Below are 22,961 nucleotides of genomic sequence, written 5' to 3'. Positions count from 1 at the left end.
TCATTTGCGTCAGCGTACAGCTCCGGCCGGCGCGGCACGCCCCACCGCAGCGCCACCACGGCGCGCACGATAGGGACATGCTAACGTCGCGGCGCATGCACGATAACTGATGTAAATCAAAGTGCTGCGTTGAACGGATAGCCGATGAGCAGCCGGTACCGCAGCAGCCGGACCGTATCGTGCTCCGGTGCTACGGGGTTACGGATCGCCCGCAGGCCTGCCCGCCTCGCATGCTCCGCACGGAATCGAATCGGCACGGAAAGCCGCGACACCGGGAACCATTGCGCCCACCTCGCGGTCAAACGGGGAACGGCCAATGACCGGCCGGGAGGAGCCGCCATGAAAACCTGTCTGATTGTCTGCTACAGCCATACCGGTGTCACCGAGCGGGTGGCGAAGGCGCTGGCCCACCGTCTCGGCGCCGATCTTGAACTGGTCAAGGACATGCGCCCGCGCCAGGGTTTCTCCGGATACTTGCGCTCGGTTTGGGAAGCATTGCGCCGGTGCCCGGCCGCCATCTTGCCGCCACGTCACGATCCGGCCCACTATCCATTCATCGTCCTGGGCACGCCAGTCTGGGCCGGCCACATGAGTGCGCCGATGCGCAGCTATATCACGCAGCAGCGAGACCGCTTTCAGCGGCTTGCCCTGTTCTGCACCATGGGTGGCAGCGGCGGTCGGCACGTGTTGTCCGCCATGGCCGACCTGTGCCACCGCACCCCGGTTGCCACGCTGTGCCTGCGCCAGCAGGACGTGCTGACCGACCGCCACCAGCGGCAACTGGCCGACTTCGCAGGCCAGCTGGCGCAGGTGGAACACCGTGCCTAGCCGCCGCCCCCCCATCTCACCCAGGAGACCGCCATGCCAGAACCGCAAGCGCTCGACCCCACGCGCCGGCAATTCGTCCTCGATTTGCTGACCACTACGCACGACCTCACCCTCGCCACCCTGCGACCGGATGGGTACCCGCACGCCACCGTGGTCAGTTTTGTCCACGACGGCTTGACGCTGTATGCCGGCATCGGCATCGACAGCCAGAAATCCCATAACATCCGCCATTGCAACAGGGTCTCGGCCACCATCACCGCACCTTACGCCAACTGGCGCGAGATCCGGGGTGTGTCGTTGGCGGGCAGCGCCGCCTTCGTGGACAACGCCACCGAGAACGCGCATGTGGCCGATCTGATGCTGTACCGTTTTCCCGAGGCTCGCCAGTTTCTCCATGCGGGCAGCGCCATGTGGCCGGGCGCACTGTTCGTGCGCATCGCTCCGCGCGTAATCTCGGTGCTTGACTACACCTGCGGCTTCGGCCATACCGAACTATTTACAGTCAACAGCGCGTGAAATTTTCCTGGCAGCAGCAACCGTGGGGCACTTGCACGTCTCAGGGGGCAGCCCGACCGCAGAGCCATCCGGGGGCTGACGCGCCGTGCCTGGCGGTAATCGCGCGCGACGCGGATATTGGCGATGCCGGCTTGGGCCTGCGAACGCCCCCCGAAAATAATCATCCCGCAGAGCAGATATTTTATGGAAAATAACGGTTTGTGCCACCCTACCGGGATGGCGCGCCATTGGAAACCATCATGCCACTGCCCTCGCTGTTGCTCCGCCTGTTTCTGTCATGCTGCCTGGCTGCGACCGGGAGCGGTACCGCCCATGCCGCCATCGACCGCCCGGCCCTGGTTGCCCGCCATGCGCCGCACCTGCGTGCGATCGACCCGCAGGCGCCGCTCACCGTGGGCAACGGGCGCTTTGCCTTTACGGCCGACGTCACCGGGCTGCAGACGTTGCCCGACCTGTACCACGCGCAGGGCATACCGCTCGAAACGCAAGCGCGCTGGTCGTGGCACCAGGACGCCAATCCGGCCGGCTACACGCTGGCCGACGCCAATGTCGATTACACGGCCCATGGCCGCACGGTGGGCTATCCGACCAACGCCAAGTCGCCTGCCGGCCAGTGGCTGCGTGAAAATCCGCACACGCAGCCGCTGCCGCGCATCGGCCTGGTCCTCACCGGCAAGGACGCGCGCGCCATCACCAGCACCGACATCACCCGGATCGACCAGCGCCTCGACCTGTGGCAAGGCCGCCTGCAAAGCATGGTGACGCTGCTGGGCCAGCCGGTCAGCGTGCGCAGCGCGGTCGCTCCGGACAGCGATGCGCTGGCCCTGGCGGTCAGGTCGCCGCTGCTGCAACAAGGCCGGCTGGCTGTGCGCATCGCCCTGCCCCTCGGTTACGCGCGCACCACAACCCACCACAATCCGCCACTCGATTTTACCCAGCCCGAGGCGCACCGCAGCACGGTGCTGGAACAGACCGGCCGCAAGCTGGTGGTCGAACACCGGCGCGACGGCGCCCGCTATGCGATGACCGTGGCCAGCAGTGCCAGGCTCGTCATCACCCATCCGGCGCCGCACGTCCTGCAGATCGCCCCGGCGGACGGCGAGTCGCTGGACCTCACCATCGCCTTCACCGAGAACGGCGTGGCGCAGGCGCCCGATGCGGCCACCGTGTTCGAGACCAGCGCCCGCCACTGGCAGCGGTTCTGGCAGCAAGGCGCGGCCGTCGACTTTGCCGGCAGCCTCGACCCGCGCGCGCCGGAGCTGGAGCGCCGCGTGGTGCTGTCGCAATACCTGACCGCCGTGCAGATGGGCGATACCTTGCCGGCCTCGGAAAGCGGACTGACCACGTCCACGTGGTACGGCAAGCACCACACCGAAATGGTGTGGTGGCACACGGCCCACTTCGCACTATGGGGCCGCCCGGAGTTCACTGCCCGCACTTTGTCGTGGTACCAGCGCACCCTGCCCGCCGCGCGCGCCGCGGCGCAAGAGCGTGGTTTGACCGGTGCCCGCTGGATGAAGATGACCGGTCCCGGCGGGCGCGAAAGTCCCGGCGGCAATCCGCTGATTGTCTGGAACCAGCCGCACCCGATCCACCTGGCCGAGCTGCTGTACCGCGCCGATCCCACCCCGGCCACGCTGGCGCGCTATCGCGAACTGGTGTTCGATACCGCCAAAGGCATGGCTGCCATGCTGCACTGGGAAGCAGCGGGCCAGCGCTATGTGCTGGGCCCGCCGCTATGGATCGCGCAGGAAATCTACGACCAGCGCACCAGCATGAATCCATCGTACGAGCTCAGCTACTGGGCCCGTGGCCTGGAAATCGCCCAGCAGTGGCGCGAACGCCTGGGCCTGGCGCGCGACGCCGGCTGGGAGCAAAAGCGCACGCACCTGTCGCCACTACCGGTCAAGGACGGCAAATACGTGGCGCTGGAATCAAACCCGGACACCTGGGACAACGTGGACAGCCGCCACGACCACCCGTCGTTCCTGATGGCGCTGGGCCAGTTGCCCGGCGATGGCGTGGACCGCGACACCATGCGCTGCACCCTGCACGCGGTGCTGTCCACCTGGGACTGGAAAACCAAGATCTGGGGCTGGGACTACCCGATGATCGCCATGACGGCGGCGCGCCTGGGCGAAACGCAGGCGGCGGTGGACGTGCTGCTCAAAACGGACGGTCCCAACAACCGCTACACGGGCGCCGGCCACAACACCAACACCAACCTGCCCGTCTACCTGCCCGGCAACGGCGCGCTGCTGGCAGCCGTCGCCCTGATGGCCGGCGGCTGGGATGGTGCGCCGGCAGGCAATGCGCCGGGATTCCCGCGCGATGGCCAGTGGGTGGTCAAGGCCGAAGGGTTTCAGCGCTTGCCCTGATGGAGCAATTCCCCCACCCGCTGCCCCAGACTGTCGGCAGTAAACGGCTTGGTCAGGATCTGCATGCCGTGGTCGAGGTCGCCGTGGTTGAGCACCGTGTACTCGGCGTAGCCGGTGATGAACAGGATCGCCACGCCGGGACGCTGGACGCGGATGGCGTCGGCAAGCTGGCGGCCGTTCATGCCGTTTGGCATGCCGACGTCGGTGACCAGCGCATCGATATCGGGGTGCTTGGCAAACACCCGCAAGGCCGAGGGGCCGTCTTCGGCCTCCAGCACCTCGTAGCCGAGGTCGCCTAGCACCTCGACCGCCACGCCGCGCACCAGCGGTTCGTCATCGACCAGCAGGATTTTCCTGCGGCTTGACGCGGCCGGCAATGAAGGCGATTCGACGGCGGCCTCGTGCGACGGGGCCTGGCCCGCGTGGCGCGGCAGGTACAGGCACACCTCGGTGCCCTCGCCTGGCGCCGAATAGATGCGCACCGCGCCGCCGGACTGGCCGGCGAAGCCATATACCATAGACAGGCCCAGGCCGGTGCCCTGCCCCATCGGCTTGGTGGTGAAGAACGGCTCGAAGGCGCGGGCGATGACGTCGGCAGTCATGCCCACGCCGTTGTCGCCGACGCTCAGTGCCACGTAATCGCCGGCGGCCAGGCCGCGCGCGGTGGCAGCAGCCTGATCCAGTTGCAGGTTGTCGGCGCGGATGGCGATGGTGCCGCCGCCGGGCATGGCGTCGCGCGCGTTGATGCACAGATTCAATAGCGCATTTTCAAGCTGGCCCACGTCCACGAAGGTACACCACAGGTCGTCCGCCATGGCGGTCTCGAGCGCAATGCCGGGACCCACGCTGCCGGAAATGAGGTCGCGCATGCCGGCCACCACGCGGGCCAGGCACGACGGCTTGGGGTCCAGCGTTTGCCGGCGCGAAAATGCCAGCAGGCGCTGGGTCAGCGCAGCGGCACGCTTGACTGCTGCCTGCGCGCTGCCCAGATGACGCTCGACATCGGCAATGCGGCCTTGCGCCAGGCGGATTTTCAGCAATTCCAGGCTGCCGCTGATGCCAGCCAGGATGTTGTTGAAATCATGTGCCAGGCCGCCGGTCAACTGGCCGACCGCGTCCATCTTCTGTGCCTGGCGCAAGGCGGCCTCGGCTTCCACCAGCGCCGCCGTGCGCTGCTCCACGCGCTGTTCGAGCGTGTCGGTCAGCGTGCGCAGTGCGGCGATGGCGCGATCGCGTTCGGCTTCGACGGCGCGGCGGCCCTCGATATCGATCAGCACGCCGGGAAACTTGCTGCCGGTGCCATCCGGCGCCAGTTCCACCCGGCCGTTCGCCTCCAGCCAGTAGTAATTACCGTCCAGGCGGCGGGTGCGGTACTGGTGGGCGTAGGCGCCGCCGCGCGAAATGGCGCCATTGATGGCGGCGGCCAGGCCGTCGCGGTCGTCCGGATGCACGGTTTCCACCACTTCCGCCAGGCTCAGGCCAGCGCGGCCCTTGGCCGGATCGAAGCCGAAGGCGTTGGCAAAGCCCTCGTCCACGCTGAATTTATCGGCCGGCAAATCCCAGAGCCAGGTGCCGATGATGGCGCCAGCCGCCAGCGCCAGCTGCACGCGCTCGACGTTTTCGGCCAGCGCGGCCTCGGTTTTCTTGCGCGCCGTAATGTCGCGAAACAGCACCGACACTTGCCGCATTTCTTTCGGCCCCACGCGCCGGGCCGATACTTCGATAAACCGGCCAACGGCCTGGAACTCCTGCTCGAAGCGGGCCGGCTCCCCCGTCTCCAGCACCTTGCCGTAGAGGTCGAGCCAAATTTGGGCATTGCCGGGGTCGATGTCGCGCAGGCGCTTGCCGACGATGTCGGCAATGCCGGTGTGGCGCTCGTAGCCGGAATTGGCTTCAATATGGATGTAGTCGCTCATCGGGCCGTGCGGGCCGTCGATGAAGCGGATGATGCAAAAGCCGTCGTCAATCGCTTCGAACAGGGCCAGGCGCTGGGCCTGGTGGAGCGCCAGTTGGGCTTCGAGCGCGGCGCGGCTTTGCGGGGTCGGATCGTGGTCCAAGCGGTAGTCTTTCAAGTATTAGTGTTTTTAGGCAAGTGTACCATTGCCGCTCCCGGGTTCAGCCACCTTCCACCATACGTGCGCGAGTCAACGGAGCGAGCTGCCGCTATGCGTTATGCTGAAATTTTGGCAGAGAGTACCGCCATGACCCATAACGACCACTTTCCCACCATCGAACGCCGTCACGATGGCCCCGTAGAAGTCGTCGATACCGGCCTCGACGTGGCTTCCAGGGAAGGCGTAGGACCGGCTCTGGAGTTCATGCTCACCCACGGTGTCGATCGCTTTACGGCGCTGCGGGTGCTGGCCGGTCCGGAGTTCCACCGGCCCAGTCCCTCTTCGCCCGACGAAGGGCAGGTCGTACCCGGTTTCTGATTTTCTGGCAAAGTAGAGGTCGCTCGCGTCGCCACCACCATGCGTGGCAATGCGCCCGTATCAACTCATTCTGCCCGGAGATCCCAGACAATGACCACCACCAGCTACCCCGATACCCGCCTCTTGATCGCCAACGAGTGGCAAGACGCCACCGGCGGCAAGACCATTCCCGTCATCAATCCGGCTACCGGCCAGGCCATCGGCACCGTGGCGCATGCCAGCATCGCCGACCTCGACCGCGCCCTGGAAGCAGCCCAGCGCGGCTTTGATGCCTGGCGCAAAGTGCCGGCTTTCGAGCGCGCCGCCATCATGCGCAAGGCCGCGAGCCTGCTGCGCGAACGCGCCGACGAGATCGGCCGCCTGCTCACGCAGGAGCAAGGCAAGCCGCTGGCCCAGGCCAAGGCCGAAGCCACCGCCGGCGCCGACATCATCGACTGGTTCGCCGCCGAAGGCATGCGCGTCTATGGCCGCATCGTGCCGGCGCGTAACCCGGCCGCCCAGCAACTGGTATTGAAAGAGCCGGTCGGCCCGGTTGCCGCGTTCACGCCGTGGAACTTCCCGATCAACCAGATCGTGCGCAAGCTGGCTGCTTCGCTCGCCACCGGCTGCTCGTTCCTGTGCAAGGCGCCTGAGGAAACCCCGGCGTCGCCTGCCGCGCTGTTGCAATGTTTTGTCGATGCCGGCGTGCCGCCCGGTACCGTGGGCCTGGTATTCGGCGACCCGGCCGAAATTTCCGGCTACCTGATCCCGCACCCGGTGATCCGCAAGGTAACCTTCACCGGTTCCACCCCGGTGGGCAAGCAGCTGGCCGCCCTGGCTGGCGCCCACATGAAGCGCGTGACCATGGAACTGGGCGGCCATGCCCCGGTGATCATTGCCGAGGACGCAGACGTGGCGCTGGCCGTGGAAGCGGCCGGCGGCGCCAAGTTCCGCAATGCGGGCCAGGTGTGCGTATCGCCCACCCGCTTCCTGGTGCATAACAGCATCAAGGCCGAGTTCACCCGCGCCATGGTTGCCCATGCCGAAGGGCTGAAGCTCGGCAACGGCCTCGACGCCGGCACCACGCTGGGTCCGCTAGCCAACCCGCGCCGCGTGACCGCCATGACGCAACTGGTGGACGACGCCCGCGCCAAGGGCGCCAACGTGGCCACAGGCGGCCAGCGCGTGGGCACCGAAGGCAATTTCTTTGCACCCACCATCCTGGCCGACGTGCCCTTGAACGCCAGCGTGTTCAACGACGAGCCGTTCGGCCCGGTCGCGGCCATCCGTGGCTTCGACACCCTGGACGAGGCGATCGCCGAATCGAACCGCCTGCCGTTCGGCCTGGCCGGTTATGCGTTCACCCGCTCGATCAAGAACGCCCACCAGCTGATGCACAACGTCGAAGTGGGCATGTTGTGGATTAACCAGCCGGCCACGCCCAGCGCCGAAATGCCGTTTGGCGGCGTCAAGGATTCGGGCTACGGTTCGGAAGGCGGTCCGGAGGCGCTCGAGGCTTACCTGAACACCAAGGCGGTGTCGATGGTCGGCGTGTAACCCTACTGGAGGATGGACGGCGGTAGTCGCCGGATGCGATACTGATCCGATGAACAACCTCTCCCCCTCCATCCCATGAGCCACGGCTTCCTGCTCCACATGGTGTTTTATCTGGTGGCGGCCGTGGTGCTGGTGCCACTGGCCAAGCGCGCCGGCATGGGCGCCGTGCTCGGCTATCTCGCAGCCGGCGCCATCATCGGCCCCTGGGGCCTGTCCCTGATCGGCAACGTCGAGGACGTGCTCAGCATCTCCGAATTCGGCGTGGTGCTGATGCTGTTCCTGATCGGCCTCGAACTCGAACCCAGAAAACTGTGGTCGCTGCGCCGTCCCATCTTTGGCTGGGGCGGCTTGCAGGTGCTCACCGTCAGCGCCGCACTGGCCGGCGTGGCGATTGCGTGCGGCATCGACTGGCATATTGCGCTGGTCGCCGGCCTGGCGCTCTCGCTCTCGTCCACCGCCATCGTGCTGGCCACGCTGGGTGAGCGCAAGCTGCTGCCGAGCCCGGCCGGGTCGGCCAGCTTTTCCATCTTGCTGTTGCAGGATATTGCCGCCATCCCGATGATCGCGCTGGTGCCGCTGCTGGCCATGGCCGGCGTGGTCGCCGACCACGACGGGCAAGGCTGGATGAAGGCCGTCAAGCTGCTGGCGGTGCTGCTCACCCTGATCGCGTGCGGACGGTTCCTGGTCAACCCCGTGATGCGCTACCTGGCCCGCACCGGCCTGCGCGAACTGTTTACCGGCTTTGCGCTGCTGCTCATCATCGGCATTTGCCTGCTGATGGAATGGGTGGGCCTGTCGCTGGCGCTCGGCACGTTCACGGCCGGCGTGCTGCTGGCCGACTCCGAGTACCGCCACCAGCTGATCAGCGACCTGGAGCCGTTCAAGGGCCTGCTGCTGGGGCTGTTCTTCATGGCGGTGGGCATGTCGGCCGACTTCGGTCTGCTGCTGGCGCAGCCGTGGCTGGTACTGGGCCTGACCTGCGCCCTGCTGCTGATCAAGGGTGGCATGTTGTACGGGCTGTCGTTCTGGTTCGACATCCCGCGCGGCCAGCGCCTGTTCTTTGCGATGCTGATGTCGCAAGGAGGCGAATTCGCCTTCGTCGTATTCGGCACGGCCGTGGACGCCAAGGTGCTGCCGCCCGCCACGTCCGCCCTGCTGGTGCTCGTGGTCACGCTGTCGATGGTGGCCACGCCGCTGCTACTGCTGCTGCACGACAGGCTGGTGGCGCCGCGCCTGCGCACGGCAAAGAAGAAGCGCGAAGCGGACCAGATCGCGGTGGAAAATCCGGTGATCATTGCCGGCTTCGGCCGCTTCGGCCAGATCATCGGCCGCCTGCTGTCGGCCAACCGCATCGGCGTGACCGTGCTCGACCACGATCCCGACCAGATCGAACTGCTGCGCAAGTTCGGCTACGAAGTCTTTTATGGCGACGCCACCCGCATCGACCTGCTGGAAGCGGCCGGCATCGGCAAGGCCAGCGCGCTGGTGATCGCCATCGATACCGTGGACGAGAGCCTGGAACTGGTGGACGCCGTGCGCGAACGCTACCCGGCCCTGACCATCCTGGCGCGCGCCCGCAACGTGTCGCACTATTACGCGCTGCTCGACCGTGGCGTGACGCTGATCGAACGCGAAACTTTCGAGGCATCGCTGCAACTGGGCGGCAAGGTGCTGCAACAACTGGGCTTCAGCACCGAACGCGCGGAACAGGCCACGCGCATCTTCCGCAACCACAACCTGAAAACCCTGCTGGAAGTGTATCCGCACCAGCAAGACCAGGACGAAATGGTGTCGATCACGCGCAAGGGCCGCCTGGAACTTGAAGAAATGATGGCGGGCGACGCGGCGGCGTTCAGGGACGCCGAGCAGGCGGGCACGTTGAAAACTGACTGATGGCGCACCCCGCGCACGATTGCGAGGCATAGTCTTACACGACCATTGCACTGCCAATTTTGCTGGTAGATTGTGAAACTACAATAACAAAACCCTCACAACCTCTCTCAACCCGGTGCCCCATGAAAACGTTTCATTGCGACAAATGTTCCCAGCAAGTGTTTTTCGAAAATACCCACTGTTCCAACTGCGAGAGCATGCTCGGCTTCGAGCCGGCACTGCGCACCATCAACGCCTACGAACCGGCCGATAACGGCCTGTGGAGCAGTCTGAACAAGAAAGACGCCGGCAAGCTGTACAAACAGTGCAGCAACTACGTGGAACACAATGTGTGCAATTGGATGATACCGGCCGACGACGCGCACGACCTGTGCGAGTCTTGCCAGCTGACGGTGGTCATTCCTGCCCTGTCGTCGGAAAAGAACCACATTCTCTGGTCACGCCTGGAAACCGCCAAGCGCCGCCTGCTGTTCTCGCTGGCCGCGCTCAACCTGACGCCGGACTCGAAAGAAGATGCGCCCGAAACCGGCCTGGCATTCCAGTTCCTGGAAGATGGCGCCACCCCTGACGAATGCGTGATGACGGGCCACGACGACGGCCTGATCACCCTGAACATCGCCGAAGCCGATCCGGCCGAGCGCGAACGCACGCGCGAGCAGATGCACGAGCGCTACCGCACGCTGCTCGGGCATTTCCGCCACGAGAGCGGCCATTATTATTTCGACCGGCTGGTGGTCGATACGCCGTGGATCGACAGCTTCCGCACCCTGTTCGGTGACGAACGCGCCGATTACAGCGAAGCGCTCAAGCGCCATTACGAGAATGGCCCGGTCGCCGACTGGGAAGAGCGTTTCGTCAGCAGCTATGCCAGCTCGCACCCGTGGGAAGACTGGGCCGAAACCTGGGCCCACTACCTGCACATGATCGATACGCTGGAAACGGCGCACTCGTGCGGCCTGTCGCTCAAGCCCGCCAAGGCCGACGAGCCGTCGCTCGATGGCGTCACCTTGCCGACCAGGCTGGACACCTTTGACGACACCATCTCCGACTGGTTCGCGCTGACTTACGTGCTCAACAGTCTGAATCGCAGCATCGGCATGCCGGACTCGTATCCGTTCAAGCTCAGCACGCCGGTGCTGGAGAAGCTGACCTTCGTCCACAAGGTGGTTGCTTCCTACAAAACCACCGGCATCAAGCAGGCGCGTCCAGCAGCTCCACCGACACCTGCATCAGCACCGGTGGCGACGCTGGCCCAAACTGGTTGAAGATCGCCACGTCGGCGGCATCGTGTCCGTAAGCGAGCGTGACACGGCCGCCGCGCGCAGTGTCCTGGGTGGGGTCGAAGGTGTACCAGCGGCCGCCCACCCAGGCCTCGAACCAGGCATGCTGGTCCATCGGCACCAGCTCGTGCAAATACCCGACCACCATGCGCGCCGGAATGCACAGGCTGCGGCACAGGGCAATGCCCAGGTGCGCCAGGTCGCGGCATACGCCCTCGCGCCGCAGGTTGACCTCGGTGGCGGTCATCTGGCCATACAGCGTATTGGGATCGAAACGCACCTCGCGCCGGATCCAGTCGCTGATCGCGGCTACCTGGTCGTAACCGGGCGCCACATCGGCTACGATTTCGTTCGCCATGGTGGTGAACTGCTCGGATTCGCAATAGCGGCTCGATAGCAGGAAGGTCAGCACGGCGTCGGGCAGGTGCTGCACCGCGTCGAACGGCGCCCCGGGCGCCACGTCGATCTCGTCGGCGGTCATCACGTCGGCCGATGTCTCGATCGAAAATTCGCCGGCCGGCGCCACCACGCGCTGGCACAGGTTGCCATACATATCGGTAAACTCCACCACCGGCACACTTGGCGTGAGCGTATAGGACTCGCGCGCCACCCATTGCTGGGCGCCGCTGCGCGCGCGCAACATCAGGATAAACGGCGTGGGGCCGTCCAGGGTGAACGCAAGTTTGCAGGCAGTACGCAGCCACATGGGGAGTATCGCTTTCAATATCGAAGTGGTCTGCACCATAATGGCGCACGTTGCCCGATGCGCCGAGGTGAACACGGTGCACGCATCTTAGCATCGACACTATTATCAAGAAACGTGCCTGCGGTGCGCGGCGTGTTACGCTGAGATATCAGGTATGAATCATGCTTAATTAAGCACATCGCGATGAAACAGGTCGCGCCCACATCGAAAAGGCATTCCGCATGGCTATCCGTATCGCGCTGCACCACAAGACCAGTTACCGTTATGACCGCCTGGTCAACCTGTCGCCGCACGAAGTACGCTTGCGCCCGGCTCCGCACGCGCGCACTCCGATCCTGTCGTACTCGCTGACGGTGCAACCCGACGATCACTTCATCAACTGGCAGCAAGACCCGTACGGCAATTACATCGGCCGTTTTGTGTTCCAGGAAAAAACCGACGTGCTCGACTTCACGGTGGACCTGGTGGCCGACATGACGGTCATCAACCCGTTCGATTTCTTTGTGGAAAAATACGCCGAGAAATTCCCGTTTGCCTACCCGGAGCAACTGACTGCCGAACTGAGCCCCTACCTGCGCACCGAAGCGGCAGGCCCACTGCTGAAAGAATGGGTGGCGTCGGCCCGCGCCGCGCTGCTGGCAGAACCGATCCTCACCAACGACTTCCTGGTGGCGATTAACCAGCGCCTGCAGCTCGATATCGCTTACCTGCTGCGCATGGAACCGGGCGTGCAAACGCCGGAAGACACGCTGGAAAAACGGTCGGGCTCGTGCCGCGACACCGGCTGGCTGCTGGTGCAGATCCTGCGCGAACTGGGGCTGGCGGCGCGTTTCGTGTCCGGCTACCTGATCCAGCTGCGCGCCGACCAGGAAGCGCTGGACGGCCCCAGTGGCGCCGCCGAAGATTTTACCGACCTGCACGCGTGGACCGAGGTGTACATCCCCGGCGCCGGCTGGATCGGCCTCGACCCCACCTCCGGCATGCTGGCCAGCGAAGGCCATATTCCGCTGGCCTGCACGGCGATGCCGTCGTCGGCCGCGCCGGTCAGTGGCTATACCGACCGGGCCGAGGTGACGTTCTTCCACGAGATGACGGTCACCCGCATCCACGAAGACCCGCGCGTGACCAAACCGTATTCGGAAGCCGATTGGCACAAGATCGACCAGCTGGGTCAGCAGGTCGATGCCGACCTCAAGCGCCAGGACGTGCGCCTGACGCAAGGCGGCGAGCCGACCTTCGTCTCGATCGACGACATGGACGGCGCCGAATGGAACACGCTGGCGCACGGCGACAAGAAGCGCGAGCTGGCCGGCAACCTGATGCACCGCCTGAAAAACCACTTCGCGCCCGGCGGCATGCTGCACTACGGCCAGGGCAAATGGTACCCGGGCGAGCCGCTGCCGCGCTGGGCCCTCAATATCTTCTGGCGCGTCGATGGCCAGCCGATGTGGTTCGACGCGTCGCTGTTCTCCGACGATCACGTCAACGACGGCTATGGCAGCGACGAAGCGGCCAGCTTCATCGCCGAACTGACGAAAACCCTGCGCCTGCCCGCCAACAGCCCGATCGCTGCCTACGAGGACGTGCTGCTGCAAACCCAGCGCGAGCAGGCCCTGCCGCGCAATATCGATCCGTTGCAGGCTGATCTGACATCACCGGAAGAGCGGCGCCGCCTGGCGCGCCTGCTCGAGCGCGGCCTGGGCCAGGTGGCCGGCTACGTGCTGCCGTTAAAAGCGGCCGACTACGACCCGTCGGTCATGCTGGGCACCAACTGGCGCACGTCGGCCTGGCCGCTGCGCCGCGAGCACCTGTACCTGCTCGAGGGCGATTCGCCAATGGGCCTGCGCCTGCCGCTATCCACGCTGCCATGGGTGCTGCCGGAAGAGCGCGAGGCCGACCTCGAGTTCGATGTCGATCCGTTTTCCCCGCGCGGCGCGCTGCCGGTCACCAAAAAAGAGAAGCGCCCGGTACTGGGCCTGGCCGCCGGCAAGTCGGCCGAGCAGGCCAAGGCGCGCACGCCGCAAGACCCCGCCGCCCGCGACGTGATCCACACCGCGCTGTGCGTGGAAGTGCGCGGCGGCCGCCTGCACGTCTTCATGCCGCCGCTCAAACGCATCGAGGACTACCTGGCGCTGGTGTCCGCCGTGGAAAACACCGCGTCGAGGCTGAAGCTCAAGCTGCGCCTCGAAGGCTATGCGCCGCCGCGCGACCCGCGCATCAAGCTGCTCAGCGTGACGCCCGATCCCGGCGTGATCGAGGTGAACATCCATCCGGCGGCCAGCTGGAATGAGCTGGTCTATAACATGTCCACCCTGTACCAGGAAGCGCGCCTGACGCGCCTGGGCACCGAAAAATTCATGCTCGACGGCCGCCATACCGGCACCGGCGGCGGCAACCACGCCACGCTGGGCGGCGCCACGGCCGAAGACAGCCCGATGCTGCGCCGGCCCGACCTGCTCAAAAGCCTGATCACGTACTGGCAGGTGCACCCGGCGTTGTCGTACCTGTTCTCGGGCACCTTCATCGGGCCGACCAGCCAGGCGCCGCGCGTCGATGAAGCGCGCGACGACAACCTGTACGAACTGGCGATCGCCTTCCAGCAGATGGACCAGGTACTGCCGACCATGCACGACGGCGACAAGCCGTGGATGGTCGATCGCCTGCTGCGCAATATGCTGGTCGATTTGACCGGTAATACGCACCGCTCCGAATTCTCGATCGACAAGCTGTATTCGCCGGACGGCCCTACCGGGCGCCTGGGCCTGGTGGAATTCCGCGCCTTCGAAATGCCGCCGCACGAGCGTATGAGCTTGTTGCAAATGTTGCTGCTGCGTGCGCTGGTGGCGCGCTTCTGGCGCCAGCCGTTCCAGGCCAAGCTGGTGCACTGGGGCACGGCGCTGCACGACCGCTGGATGCTGCCGCACTTCGTGGCCCAGGATATCCGCGATGTGGCGCGCGACCTGCGTGCTTCGGGCTACGAGTTCGAGGAGCACTGGTTCGAACCGTTCATCGAATTCCGCTTCCCGCGCTTCGGCACCGTGGTCTATGAGGGCGTGGAAATGGAACTGCGCCAGGCCATCGAGCCGTGGAATGTGCTGGGCGAGGAAGTCACCGGCGGCGGCACCGCGCGGTATGTCGATTCGTCGGTGGAACGCATGCAGCTGCTGGTGCGCGGCCTCACCGACGGCCGCCACATCGTCGCCTGCAACGGCCGCATGCTGCCATTGCATCCGACCGGCGTGCCCGGCGAGTACGTGGCCGGCGTGCGCTTCCGCGCGTGGAGCCCGTGGTCGGCGCTGCACCCGAGCATCCGGGTGCAGGCGCCACTGACATTCGACCTGGTCGATACCTGGAGCGGGCGCGCCATCGGCGGGTGCACCTACCACGTGGTGCACCCGGGCGGGCGCAGCGAAGTCGGCTCGCCGGTCAATGCCAACGCCGCCGAAGCACGCCGGTTTGCGCGCTTCTGGCCGCACGGTCACACCCCGGGCCCGATGACTGTGATGAAAGAGGCACACAATCCGAGCTTCCCGATGACCCTGGACTTGCGCTGGCAGCCGTATTGACCTATTGTTTCGGTCCAGCAATCGCTTAACCTGCTTTCCATGTAGTCTGCGCGCCCATGCCCTCTCCCCTTCTTGCCCATTACCTGGCCGCGCCCGACAGCTTCGACGAAATGCTGGACGCGGCCAGGGTGCCGCGCGCGCACTGGCGCGCGATGCTCGACAACCTGGGACTTGAAGCGCCGGGCATGATGCGCCAGCGCAACGAGATGGTGCAGCGCCAGGTACGGGAAAATGGCGTGACCTACAACGTTCCGGCGGACCGCGACGGGCGCCAGCGGCCGTGGGATCTGAATGCCCTGCCGCTGATCCTGCCACCCGACGAATGGAGCGTGATCGAAGCGGCCGTGATCCAGCGCGCCACCCTGCTCAACCAGATCCTCGGCGACGTCTATGGCGAGCAGCGGATGCTGCGCGAAGGGCTGCTGCCGCCGGCGCTGATCCACGGCCACGCGGGCTTTCTGCGCCCATGCCACGATATCGGCCACCTCGAGGACGTCGCCCTGCACTTCTATGCAGTGGACCTGGCGCGCGCGCCCGATGGCCGCTGGTGGGTGGTTGCGGACCGCACCCAGGCGCCGTCGGGCGCCGGCTACGCGCTGGAAAACCGCGCCATCATCTCGCCCACTTTCCCAGACCTGCTGCGCGAACTGAAAGTGCAGCCGCTGTCGCAATTCTTCCGCACCATGCACGACAGCCTGGTGCACTGGGGCCGGCTGTGCGCGGCCAGCGGCGACACGCCGGCGCCGCTGCGCGATGGCGACGTGCCGCTGATCGTGCTGCTCACTGCCGGTCCGCGCACCGCCAGCTATTATGAACAGGCCTACTTGGCGCGCCACCTGGGCCTGGCGCTGGTGGAAGGCGGCGACCTTACCGTGCGCGACGGCGTGGTCTATCTGAAAACCCTGGCCGGCCTGCAGCGCGTGCACGTGATCCTGCGCCGGGTGGACGACGAAGCGTGCGACCCGCTGGAACTGGACAGCTCGATGCTGGGCGTGGCGGGCCTCACGCAAGCGGCAAGGCGCGGCAACGTGGTGGTGGCCAACAGCCTTGGTTCCAGCCTGCTGGAATCGGGCGCCCTGCTCGGCTTCCTGCCGGCGCTGTCGCGCCGCCTGCTGGGCGAACCGCTGAAAATGCCGTCGGTGGCCACCTGGTGGTGCGGCGAACCGGCCGCGCTGGAAGCGGTGATCGAAAAACTCGACCGCCTGGTGATCAAGCCCAGTTTTGCGCAGCGTCCGCAGTCGGCCGTGTTCGGCCGCGACCTCGATGGCACCGCGCGCGAAGCCTTTATTGCCGGGCTACGCGCCGATCCGGGCAATTTCATCGCCCAGGAAGTGGTGCGGTTGTCGCAGGCGCCGGTGTGGAAAGGCGGCCTCACATCGGGCCTGCAGGCGCGCGCCGTGGGACTGCGCGTATTCGCCTGCGCCACGCCAAACGGCTACGTGGTGATGCCGGGCGGCCTGACCCGGGTGGCCACGGGCCACGATGCGCGCGTGCTGACCATGCACATGGGCGGCGCCAGCAAGGATACCTGGGTGCAGGCGCGCACCCGGGTAGAAGTGCAAAGGCCCCAGCACCGCAGCATCACCAGCGACAACCTGGTGCGCGAAGACACCAATTTGTCGAGCCGGGTGGCGGAAAACCTGCTCTGGTACGGCCGTCACGCCGAGCGTTGCGACAATATCGGCCGCCTGCTGCGGGTGGCGCTGCACTTCCTGTTCAATGTCCGCTTCGACCAGCGCGGCGCCGAGTGGGCCACCGTGGAGGCGCTGTGCATCCACTTCCAGCTGCTCGACGCGGCCAGGAAGCCGGCGCCAGTACAAACCCAGTCGCAATCACTGGGCGGGATGACCCAGACGCAAACGATCGCCACGCCAGCCACCATCTTCAGCGACGCCGAAATCGAAGCGGCCCTGCTGCTGGCGGTGGTGTCGCCCGACGTGCCCGGGCTGGCGCGCCAGCAGCGCCAGCTGCACCGCGTGGCCGGCCAGCTGCACGAACGTTTTTCGGTCGATAACTGGCGCGCCCTGAACCGCATGGTGCAGCCGGTGGTACACCCCGGCGAACGGCCGTCGCAGTCGGCCGCGATGACCATCCTCGACGACGCCGCCGCCTCCTTGATGATGCTGGCCGGCTTTGCGCTCGACGGCATGACGCGCGACCTGGGCTGGCGTTTCATGTCGATCGGCCGGCGCCTGGAACGGCTGCAATTCCAGTGCGAAGTGCTGCAGCGCGCACTGGCGATGGACCAGGACGGCAACCTCGAATGGCTGCTCGAACTGTCCGACAGCATCATCACCTACCGCGCCCGCTACCGCGCCCAGCCCGAGTGGCTGCCGGTGCTGGACCTGCTGCTGTGCGACGAGAGCAATCCGCGCTCGGTGCTGTTCCAGATCGACGGCATCCTCGGCACGCTGCGCCGCATCGCCCACACCCACGGCCCCTGCGGCGCCGACCTGCTGGCGCCGTTGCGCACCGAATTGAGCGCACTCACGCCCGGCACCGACCTTACCCACGGCAACGTCATGTTGACCGCCCTGCTGAACCGGATCCAGCTCGCCAGCGCAGCGCTGTCCGAGCATATCAGCGTGCAGTTCTTCAGCTACACCGACAATGACCGGCAAAGGAAGCGCACATCATGACGGGGACGACGCATGAGTGGCCGGCCGGCGCCGTCGCCTGCGCCCGCTACCGCGTGGTCCACGAGACGCGCTACCAGTATCAAAGCACGGTTTCGCTGTCGCAGCAGTACCTGCACATGACGCCGCGCCCGTTCGCCTGGCAGCACACCGAGTCGCACCTGATCTGGCTCGACCCGGTGGTTTCCGAAGGCCGCGATGGCCTCGATTATTTCGGCAACAGCGTGCGCCACGTGGCACTCACGGTACCGCACGACAGCCTGCTGGTGCATGCCGAATCGACCGTGCTGTTGCGCGCGCGCCCCACCCTGGCGAAGATCGCGGCGTCGCTGCCGTGGGAGAGCGTGCGCGACATGATGGGCAAGGAAAAAAGCGCTACCACGCTGGAGGCGTGCCGCTACCTGTATGCGTCGCCGCACGTGCACTGGTTCCCGGCACTGGAAGCCTATGCGCGCGTGAGCTTCACCCCGGGCCGGCCCCAGCTCGACGCGGCGCTCGAACTGACCCGGCGCATCTTCGACGACTTTGAATTCGACAGCAAGGCTACCGACATCTCGACGCCGCTGGAACAGGTACTGAGCGGCCGCCGCGGCGTGTGCCAGGATTTCGCCCAGCTGATGATCGGCTGCCTGCGCAGCGTCGGCCTGCCGGCGCGCTACATCAGCGGCTACATCCTCACCCACCCGCCCGAAGGCAAGCCGCGCCTGGTGGGCGCCGACGCCTCGCACGCGTGGGTCTCGGTGTACTGCCCGGCGCTGGGCTGGGTCGATTTTGACCCGACCAACCGCTGCCTGGTCCAGCACGAACACATCACGCTGGGCTGGGGCCGCGACTTCAGCGACGTCACCCCAATGCGCGGCATCGTGCTCGGTGGCGGCCGGCAGGATCTCGATGTGCAGGTGACGGTGACGCCGTTGCCGGTGTTGGGTGGGGTGTGAGGTCCGCAAAGCCATGATTACTGCCTCCCTGCTTAGGGTATTGACCCTTCTGTTCGTCACATGCATGTGCTTTGGACCGGCCGCAGCCGCACCAGCACTACCGGAATCAACGCCACTGGTCATTGGCGAGACCTGGTTCATCGATTCGCAAGTGTTGGGGGAAAAGCGGCGCATCAATGTTTATCGCCCGGCGGGCGTTCCTGCCGATGCGGCGCTGCCGGTCCTGTATATGCCGGACGGCGGCCTGGCCGAGGATTTTTTGCACGTCGCCGGTTTGTTGCAGGTGGGTGCCGCGAACCTGACCATGCGCCCCTTTCTGCTGGTCGGCATCGAAAACACGCAGCGGCGGCGCGACCTGACCGGCCCGACCGTGGTCGCAAAGGATCGCAGCATCGCGCCGCGCGTCGGTGAGTCGCAGGCTTTTCGCGATTTCATCCGTAACGAACTGATGCCGCAGATGGCGCGACGTTACCAGGTCACGGCGGAACGGGCGATCGTGGGCGAATCGCTGGGAGGCCTGTTCGTGGTCGAGACGCTGGTGCAGGAGCCTGATTTGTTCGACACCTATATCGCGCTCGATCCCAGCCTGTGGTGGAACGATGGCGCGCTGCTCAAACAGGTTTCCGCGCATCCGGTAACGTTGAACCGTCCGAAAAATTTGTACATAGGCTCGAGCGCGGACGGCCGGTCGTTCATCGACCAGCCGGTGCTTGCAGCGACGTTCGGCAAGACGGAAAACCTTCACTTTGACTTCGAAAGCTGGCCCACCGAAACCCACGCCACCATCTACCATCCGGCGGCGTTGCGGGCGTTTCGACTGATGCTGGGCACGCAAGGCTCGCGCTAACCTCGCAACATCTGCAGGGGCTGGTGAGCACCAAGGTAAGCGTGTCCGCGAACTTTATCTGCGGCCACCTCAAACCGGCGGAAAGCGGCCCAGCTGCATGAACAGGCCGTACCAGTCTTCCATGTGCCACGTCGCGGTGATCACGCCACCGGCCAGCGTGTGAAACTCGTGCAGCCGGAAGCTTACCGGCTTACCGGTCGGCGCGATGCCGAACAGTTCACCCAGGTGGGTGCCGGAGATCTCGGCGCGTACGCCAACCTTGCCCGGCTGCTGGACCATGTCGTGGACGGTGATCTGCACGTCCGGGAGGGCCGCGCCGAGCATGCGGATGATGGTTTTGACGCCCGCCGGCCCCGGTGCCTGGCCGGGCGCCAGCGGAATGTCGTCCCAGTCGGGCGCCAGCACGGCATCGACCAGGTCGGGCATTTGCTCGCTGAACGCGCGGTACAGGGTTTCGACGGCAAGACGCTCGGCGCGCAGCTGATGGGAGAAGTCGGTTGAAGTGTTCATGAAGGTTTACCGGAATGATTTGCGAAGCGCCAGTGTGGACTTTGCCCTACAATCAGTCCAACAAATAACCCGTATAGATATTTATTCGTTTTATGGATTTTCATGGCATCGATTTGAACCTGCTCGTCGCCTTCGACGCGCTGATCAACGAGCGCAATGTCACGCGGGCGGCGGCCCGTGTGGGCGTGAGCCAGCCGGCAATGAGCGCTGCGCTATCGCGCCTGCGCACGCTGCTGGGTGACCCGCTGTTCCAGCGCAGTGCCGAAGGGCTGCTGCCCACGCCGCGCGCGCGCGACCTGGCCATTCCCGTTGCCCAGGCGCTGACCACGATCGAAGCAGCGATGCTCTCTCCACCGGTGTTCGATCCGCAGACGGCAACCGCCACGTTCAAGCTGGGGTTACAGGATTACCCGACGCAGATCCTGCTGCCCACGTTGCTGGAGGCGCTGCAACAGGCCATGCCGGGCGCGATGCTCAACGTGGTGGCCTTCAACGACCGCGATGCCGCCGTCGGCCTGCTCGACGCGGGCCTGATCGACGCCGCCATCGGTGTGGCGCCCACCGGTGCCGACGGCCGTATCCTCACCCGCCCGCTGCTACGCGATGAATTCGTCACCATCGTCGCGGCCGACCATCCGGCGGCAGCGTGCCCGATGGACTTGCCCACCTATCTCTCCTTCAAGCACGTGCTGGTGTCGCCCGAGGGGCAACTGCACGGCATTGTGGACCAGGCGCTGGCTCAACTGGGCTTGCAGCGCCAGTTGGCCCTGACCGTGCCGCATGTCTTTGCCGTGCCTGAAGTGGTGGCGCGCACCGGCATGGCGGCCACGCTGCTCGAACGGGTGGCGCGGCACGCGCAGGCGCACCACAGGCTGGCGCTGTTCACGCCACCGGTGACGTTGCCTGCGATGGTGTTCCACCTGGTGTGGCACCGGCGCAGCGACAGGCATCCGGCGCAGTCGTGGTTCCGGGAGTTCATTGCGCAGCAGTCGGCTGCAATCGAATGACCGCACGCTGCTGCCAGCGCCATGGCGATGCCGGACACTTTGTGGCAGCATGACTTCCCGGGCACTTCCAGGCCCTATCCAACCGGAGACACCATTGGACGCACAGTTGACCACCATGCTCGACGAGCTGGCAACCTTTGGCGACACGCACGACAGCGATGCCGCCAACCACGATACCCGCATGCTCAACATCACGCCGGACACCGGCGAATTTCTCGCCGTCCTGGTGAAGGCCACGGGTGCGCGCCGCATCCTGGAGATCGGTACCTCGAACGGGTACTCGACGCTGTGGCTGGCCGATGCCGCCGGCGCTGCCGGTACTGTGACGACCGTCGAACGTTCCCCGGCGAAGATCGCCCTGGCACGCGACAATTTTGCGCGCGCCGGCCTGGCTGCCCGCATCGACCAGCGCGAGGGCGACGCCGGCGCGATCCTGCGCGAACTGGACGACGGTGCTTACGACCTGCTGTTCCTCGATTCGCTGCGCAGCGCTTATCTTGCCTGGTGGCCGGAACTGCAACGCGTGTTGCGACCGGGCGGCTTGCTGGTGGTCGATAACGCCACGTCGCACCCGCAGGATATGGCCGACTTCACCGCCGCCGTCCGCGCCGACAGCGGTTTTACGACCACCCTGGTGCCGGTCGGGAAAGGCGAATTCCTCGCCGTCAAAGCCTGACCTGGCGGCAGGCTGCTGCCATCAACCAGGGGCCCCCACAAAGGCGGTGGGCGTCATGTCGGTCACCTGGCGAAACGCGCACGAGAACGAGGCGGTACTGGAGAAGCCCAGCTCCGATGCTACCTGGCCGATGGTCTTACCGCGTCCCAAACGGTCCATCGCCTGCACGATCCGCGCGCGCTGGCGCCACAATTTGAAGGTCAGCCCGGTTTCCGCCATGAACAGCCGGCTCAGCGTGCGCACCGAGGTGGCGGCGCGCGCCGCCACTTCATCCACGCCCAGCGCGTTGCGGTAATCACTTGCAGCGACTGCAGCAATGCGCTGGCCTGCGGCGCTGGTGGGCATCGGCAAGAACGTGGGCGCATGCGCGGTGGCGGTCAGCTCGTGCAGCATCAACCTGACCACCAGTTCGGTCTTCTCCGCTGTCGTATTACCCATCGTATCGGCGTCAAAAGCCGTCTCGAGCAAGGCGCGCATCAGCGCGCCGCCGCCGCGCGGTTTGAGGCCGCGTTCGAGCGCATATGGCGGTTAATAGGGTGTCTGCATCGATTGGCCTGTGAGCGATGCCGGTTGGCGGCACATCGTAAAGCCGTTCACCTATCAGCAGGCGTCAACCCGGTGGACTGGAAGATCCGCAGCGGCGCGGGTCAGCGCATCCTGATCACCAGCAGCGCGGGCGGCGTCGGCTCGCTGGCGGTGCAACTGGCCAGGGCGGCCGGCGCCCACGTGACAGCGATGGCGTCCGCACCGAACGAGCAGTTCGTGCGTGGACTCGGTGCCGACGCATTTATCGACTATACGGCGCAGCCGTTCGAGGAGGCGGCGCGCGACATGGACGTGGTGTTCGATACGGTCGGTGGCGAGACCTTCCAGCGCGCCTTCGCCACGCTCAAGCCAGGCGGCTTCCTGGTGACGTCGGTGGCGTTCCCCGCCGACGCGGATCGCCAGCGCGGCGTGGGCGTGGCGCGCGTGCAGTGCCGGCCCGACGCCGCGCAACTGGCGTCGATCCGCGCGCTGGTGGAGGCGGAAAAGCTGCGGCCGCACGTGGCCACGGTGTTGCCGCTGGCCGCCGTCAGGCAGGCGTTCGCGCTGTCGGAGGGCGGGCGCACGCGCGGCAAGATCGTGATCGATCTTGAAGGCTAAGCGTTTCGGATACGCTCAATCGTACCGCCCACCTCGGCAAAACAATGGTATTTTAATAAAATAAAAAAG

At 65.8% G+C, this 22,961-nt stretch carries 18 protein-coding genes; 14 read left to right on the top strand and 4 right to left on the bottom strand.

Going from position 1 to position 22,961, the window contains the following annotated elements; genetic code table 11:
• Positions 1–339: 339 nt before the first annotated feature.
• The 3 genes from ASF04_RS17185 to ASF04_RS17175 all read left to right on the top strand — a co-directional run bounded on the left by ASF04_RS17185 (position 340) and on the right by ASF04_RS17175 (position 3,722).
• Entirely contained in the window at positions 340–828 is a 489-nt protein-coding gene (locus ASF04_RS17185) for a flavodoxin family protein (RefSeq protein ID WP_056144152.1), read from the top strand.
• Positions 829–861: 33 nt separating this feature from the next.
• Positions 862–1,344 carry a pyridoxamine 5'-phosphate oxidase family protein gene (locus tag ASF04_RS17180; RefSeq protein ID WP_056144147.1) on the top strand — a complete coding sequence of 161 codons (483 nt, stop codon included), beginning with the start codon at positions 862–864 and terminating at the stop codon, positions 1,342–1,344.
• A 239-nt stretch (positions 1,345–1,583) separates the two neighbouring features.
• Positions 1,584–3,722 (top strand): hypothetical protein, encoded by a 2,139-nt coding sequence (locus ASF04_RS17175; protein ID WP_056144145.1) that lies wholly within the window; start codon positions 1,584–1,586, stop codon positions 3,720–3,722.
• Here the strand turns inward: ASF04_RS17175 and ASF04_RS17170 are convergent.
• Entirely contained in the window at positions 3,707–5,779 is a 2,073-nt protein-coding gene (locus tag ASF04_RS17170) for a hybrid sensor histidine kinase/response regulator (protein ID WP_056144142.1), read from the bottom strand. The two genes, ASF04_RS17175 and ASF04_RS17170, sit on opposite strands and share 16 nt — an antisense overlap.
• 144 nt (positions 5,780–5,923) lie before the next feature.
• On the opposite strand from ASF04_RS17170, the gene ASF04_RS17165 reads away from it, so the two are divergent.
• The 4 genes from ASF04_RS17165 to ASF04_RS17150 all read left to right on the top strand — a co-directional run bounded on the left by ASF04_RS17165 (position 5,924) and on the right by ASF04_RS17150 (position 10,848).
• Entirely contained in the window at positions 5,924–6,154 is a 231-nt protein-coding gene (locus ASF04_RS17165; RefSeq protein WP_156368681.1) for a hypothetical protein, read from the top strand.
• Positions 6,155–6,244: 90 nt separating this feature from the next.
• Entirely contained in the window at positions 6,245–7,690 is a 1,446-nt protein-coding gene (locus ASF04_RS17160; protein WP_056144137.1) for an NAD-dependent succinate-semialdehyde dehydrogenase, read from the top strand.
• A 75-nt stretch (positions 7,691–7,765) separates the two neighbouring features.
• Positions 7,766–9,583 carry a glutathione-regulated potassium-efflux system protein KefC gene (gene kefC, locus ASF04_RS17155; protein ID WP_056144134.1) on the top strand — a complete coding sequence of 606 codons (1,818 nt, stop codon included), beginning with the start codon at positions 7,766–7,768 and terminating at the stop codon, positions 9,581–9,583.
• Positions 9,584–9,705: 122 nt separating this feature from the next.
• A complete protein-coding gene (locus ASF04_RS17150; RefSeq protein ID WP_056144131.1) occupies positions 9,706–10,848 on the top strand; it encodes a putative zinc-binding metallopeptidase in 1,143 nt (380 codons plus the stop codon).
• On the opposite strand, the gene ASF04_RS17145 is transcribed toward ASF04_RS17150, so the two are convergent.
• On the bottom strand, positions 10,775–11,569 hold the full coding sequence (locus ASF04_RS17145; protein ID WP_056144128.1) for a transglutaminase family protein: 795 nt from the start codon (positions 11,567–11,569) through the stop codon (positions 10,775–10,777). The two genes, ASF04_RS17150 and ASF04_RS17145, sit on opposite strands and share 74 nt — an antisense overlap.
• Positions 11,570–11,790: 221 nt before the next feature.
• On the opposite strand from ASF04_RS17145, the gene ASF04_RS17140 reads away from it, so the two are divergent.
• The 4 genes from ASF04_RS17140 to ASF04_RS17125 are packed head-to-tail and all read left to right on the top strand — an operon-like array spanning position 11,791 to position 19,556.
• On the top strand, positions 11,791–15,135 hold the full coding sequence (locus ASF04_RS17140) for a DUF2126 domain-containing protein (protein WP_056144125.1): 3,345 nt from the start codon (positions 11,791–11,793) through the stop codon (positions 15,133–15,135).
• 56 nt (positions 15,136–15,191) lie between these two features.
• Positions 15,192–17,774 (top strand): circularly permuted type 2 ATP-grasp protein, encoded by a 2,583-nt coding sequence (locus ASF04_RS17135; RefSeq protein ID WP_056144123.1) that lies wholly within the window; start codon positions 15,192–15,194, stop codon positions 17,772–17,774.
• A complete protein-coding gene (locus tag ASF04_RS17130; protein ID WP_056144121.1) occupies positions 17,771–18,709 on the top strand; it encodes a transglutaminase family protein in 939 nt (312 codons plus the stop codon). The genes ASF04_RS17135 and ASF04_RS17130 overlap by 4 nt, the downstream gene beginning before the upstream one ends.
• 13 nt (positions 18,710–18,722) lie before the next feature.
• Positions 18,723–19,556 (top strand): alpha/beta hydrolase, encoded by an 834-nt coding sequence (locus ASF04_RS17125; protein WP_056144118.1) that lies wholly within the window; start codon positions 18,723–18,725, stop codon positions 19,554–19,556.
• Between the two features lie 69 nt (positions 19,557–19,625).
• On the opposite strand, the gene ASF04_RS17120 is transcribed toward ASF04_RS17125, so the two are convergent.
• Entirely contained in the window at positions 19,626–20,066 is a 441-nt protein-coding gene (locus ASF04_RS17120; protein ID WP_056144116.1) for an ester cyclase, read from the bottom strand.
• A gap of 113 nt (positions 20,067–20,179) precedes the next feature.
• Between ASF04_RS17120 and ASF04_RS17115 the strand changes: the two genes are divergently transcribed.
• Positions 20,180–21,073: a LysR family transcriptional regulator gene (locus tag ASF04_RS17115; protein WP_307140811.1), complete on the top strand. Its 894-nt coding sequence runs from the start codon at positions 20,180–20,182 to the stop codon at positions 21,071–21,073.
• Positions 21,074–21,167: 94 nt separating this feature from the next.
• Positions 21,168–21,749, top strand: a complete 582-nt coding sequence (locus tag ASF04_RS17110) for an O-methyltransferase (RefSeq protein WP_229205087.1) — start codon at positions 21,168–21,170, stop codon at positions 21,747–21,749.
• A 21-nt stretch (positions 21,750–21,770) separates the two neighbouring features.
• Here the strand turns inward: ASF04_RS17110 and ASF04_RS17105 are convergent, their stop codons facing one another.
• Positions 21,771–22,226: a helix-turn-helix transcriptional regulator gene (locus tag ASF04_RS17105; RefSeq protein ID WP_056144111.1), complete on the bottom strand. Its 456-nt coding sequence runs from the start codon at positions 22,224–22,226 to the stop codon at positions 21,771–21,773.
• A gap of 141 nt (positions 22,227–22,367) precedes the next feature.
• On the opposite strand from ASF04_RS17105, the gene ASF04_RS17100 reads away from it, so the two are divergent.
• A complete protein-coding gene (locus tag ASF04_RS17100) occupies positions 22,368–22,892 on the top strand; it encodes an NADP-dependent oxidoreductase (RefSeq protein ID WP_229205086.1) in 525 nt (174 codons plus the stop codon).
• The last annotated feature ends 69 nt before the right edge of the window (positions 22,893–22,961 follow it).

It is taken from the genome of Duganella sp. Leaf61 (genome assembly GCF_001421905.1).
In the GTDB taxonomy this organism is placed as follows: Bacteria; Pseudomonadota; Gammaproteobacteria; order Burkholderiales; family Burkholderiaceae_D; genus Rugamonas; species Rugamonas zoogloeoides.
This window is presented reverse-complemented; position numbering and strand designations above follow the sequence as displayed.

Bases quoted from the DNA above. Each gene is read 5' to 3' on its own strand.
- ASF04_RS17135 (WP_056144123.1), top strand. From the start codon at position 15,192: ATGCCCTCTCCCCTTCTTGCCCATTACCTGGCCGCGCCCGACAGCTTC.
- kefC (WP_056144134.1), top strand. From the start codon at position 7,766: ATGAGCCACGGCTTCCTGCTCCACATGGTGTTTTATCTGGTGGCGGCC.
- ASF04_RS17105 (WP_056144111.1), bottom strand. From the start codon at position 22,226: ATGCGCGCCTTGCTCGAGACGGCTTTTGACGCCGATACGATGGGTAAT.
- ASF04_RS17145 (WP_056144128.1), bottom strand. From the start codon at position 11,569: ATGTGGCTGCGTACTGCCTGCAAACTTGCGTTCACCCTGGACGGCCCC.
- ASF04_RS17175 (WP_056144145.1), top strand. From the start codon at position 1,584: ATGCCACTGCCCTCGCTGTTGCTCCGCCTGTTTCTGTCATGCTGCCTG.
- ASF04_RS17120 (WP_056144116.1), bottom strand. From the start codon at position 20,066: ATGAACACTTCAACCGACTTCTCCCATCAGCTGCGCGCCGAGCGTCTT.
- ASF04_RS17125 (WP_056144118.1), top strand. From the start codon at position 18,723: ATGATTACTGCCTCCCTGCTTAGGGTATTGACCCTTCTGTTCGTCACA.
- ASF04_RS17140 (WP_056144125.1), top strand. From the start codon at position 11,791: ATGGCTATCCGTATCGCGCTGCACCACAAGACCAGTTACCGTTATGAC.
- ASF04_RS17165 (WP_156368681.1), top strand. From the start codon at position 5,924: ATGACCCATAACGACCACTTTCCCACCATCGAACGCCGTCACGATGGC.
- ASF04_RS17180 (WP_056144147.1), top strand. From the start codon at position 862: ATGCCAGAACCGCAAGCGCTCGACCCCACGCGCCGGCAATTCGTCCTC.
- ASF04_RS17160 (WP_056144137.1), top strand. From the start codon at position 6,245: ATGACCACCACCAGCTACCCCGATACCCGCCTCTTGATCGCCAACGAG.
- ASF04_RS17130 (WP_056144121.1), top strand. From the start codon at position 17,771: ATGACGGGGACGACGCATGAGTGGCCGGCCGGCGCCGTCGCCTGCGCC.
- ASF04_RS17150 (WP_056144131.1), top strand. From the start codon at position 9,706: ATGAAAACGTTTCATTGCGACAAATGTTCCCAGCAAGTGTTTTTCGAA.
- ASF04_RS17185 (WP_056144152.1), top strand. From the start codon at position 340: ATGAAAACCTGTCTGATTGTCTGCTACAGCCATACCGGTGTCACCGAG.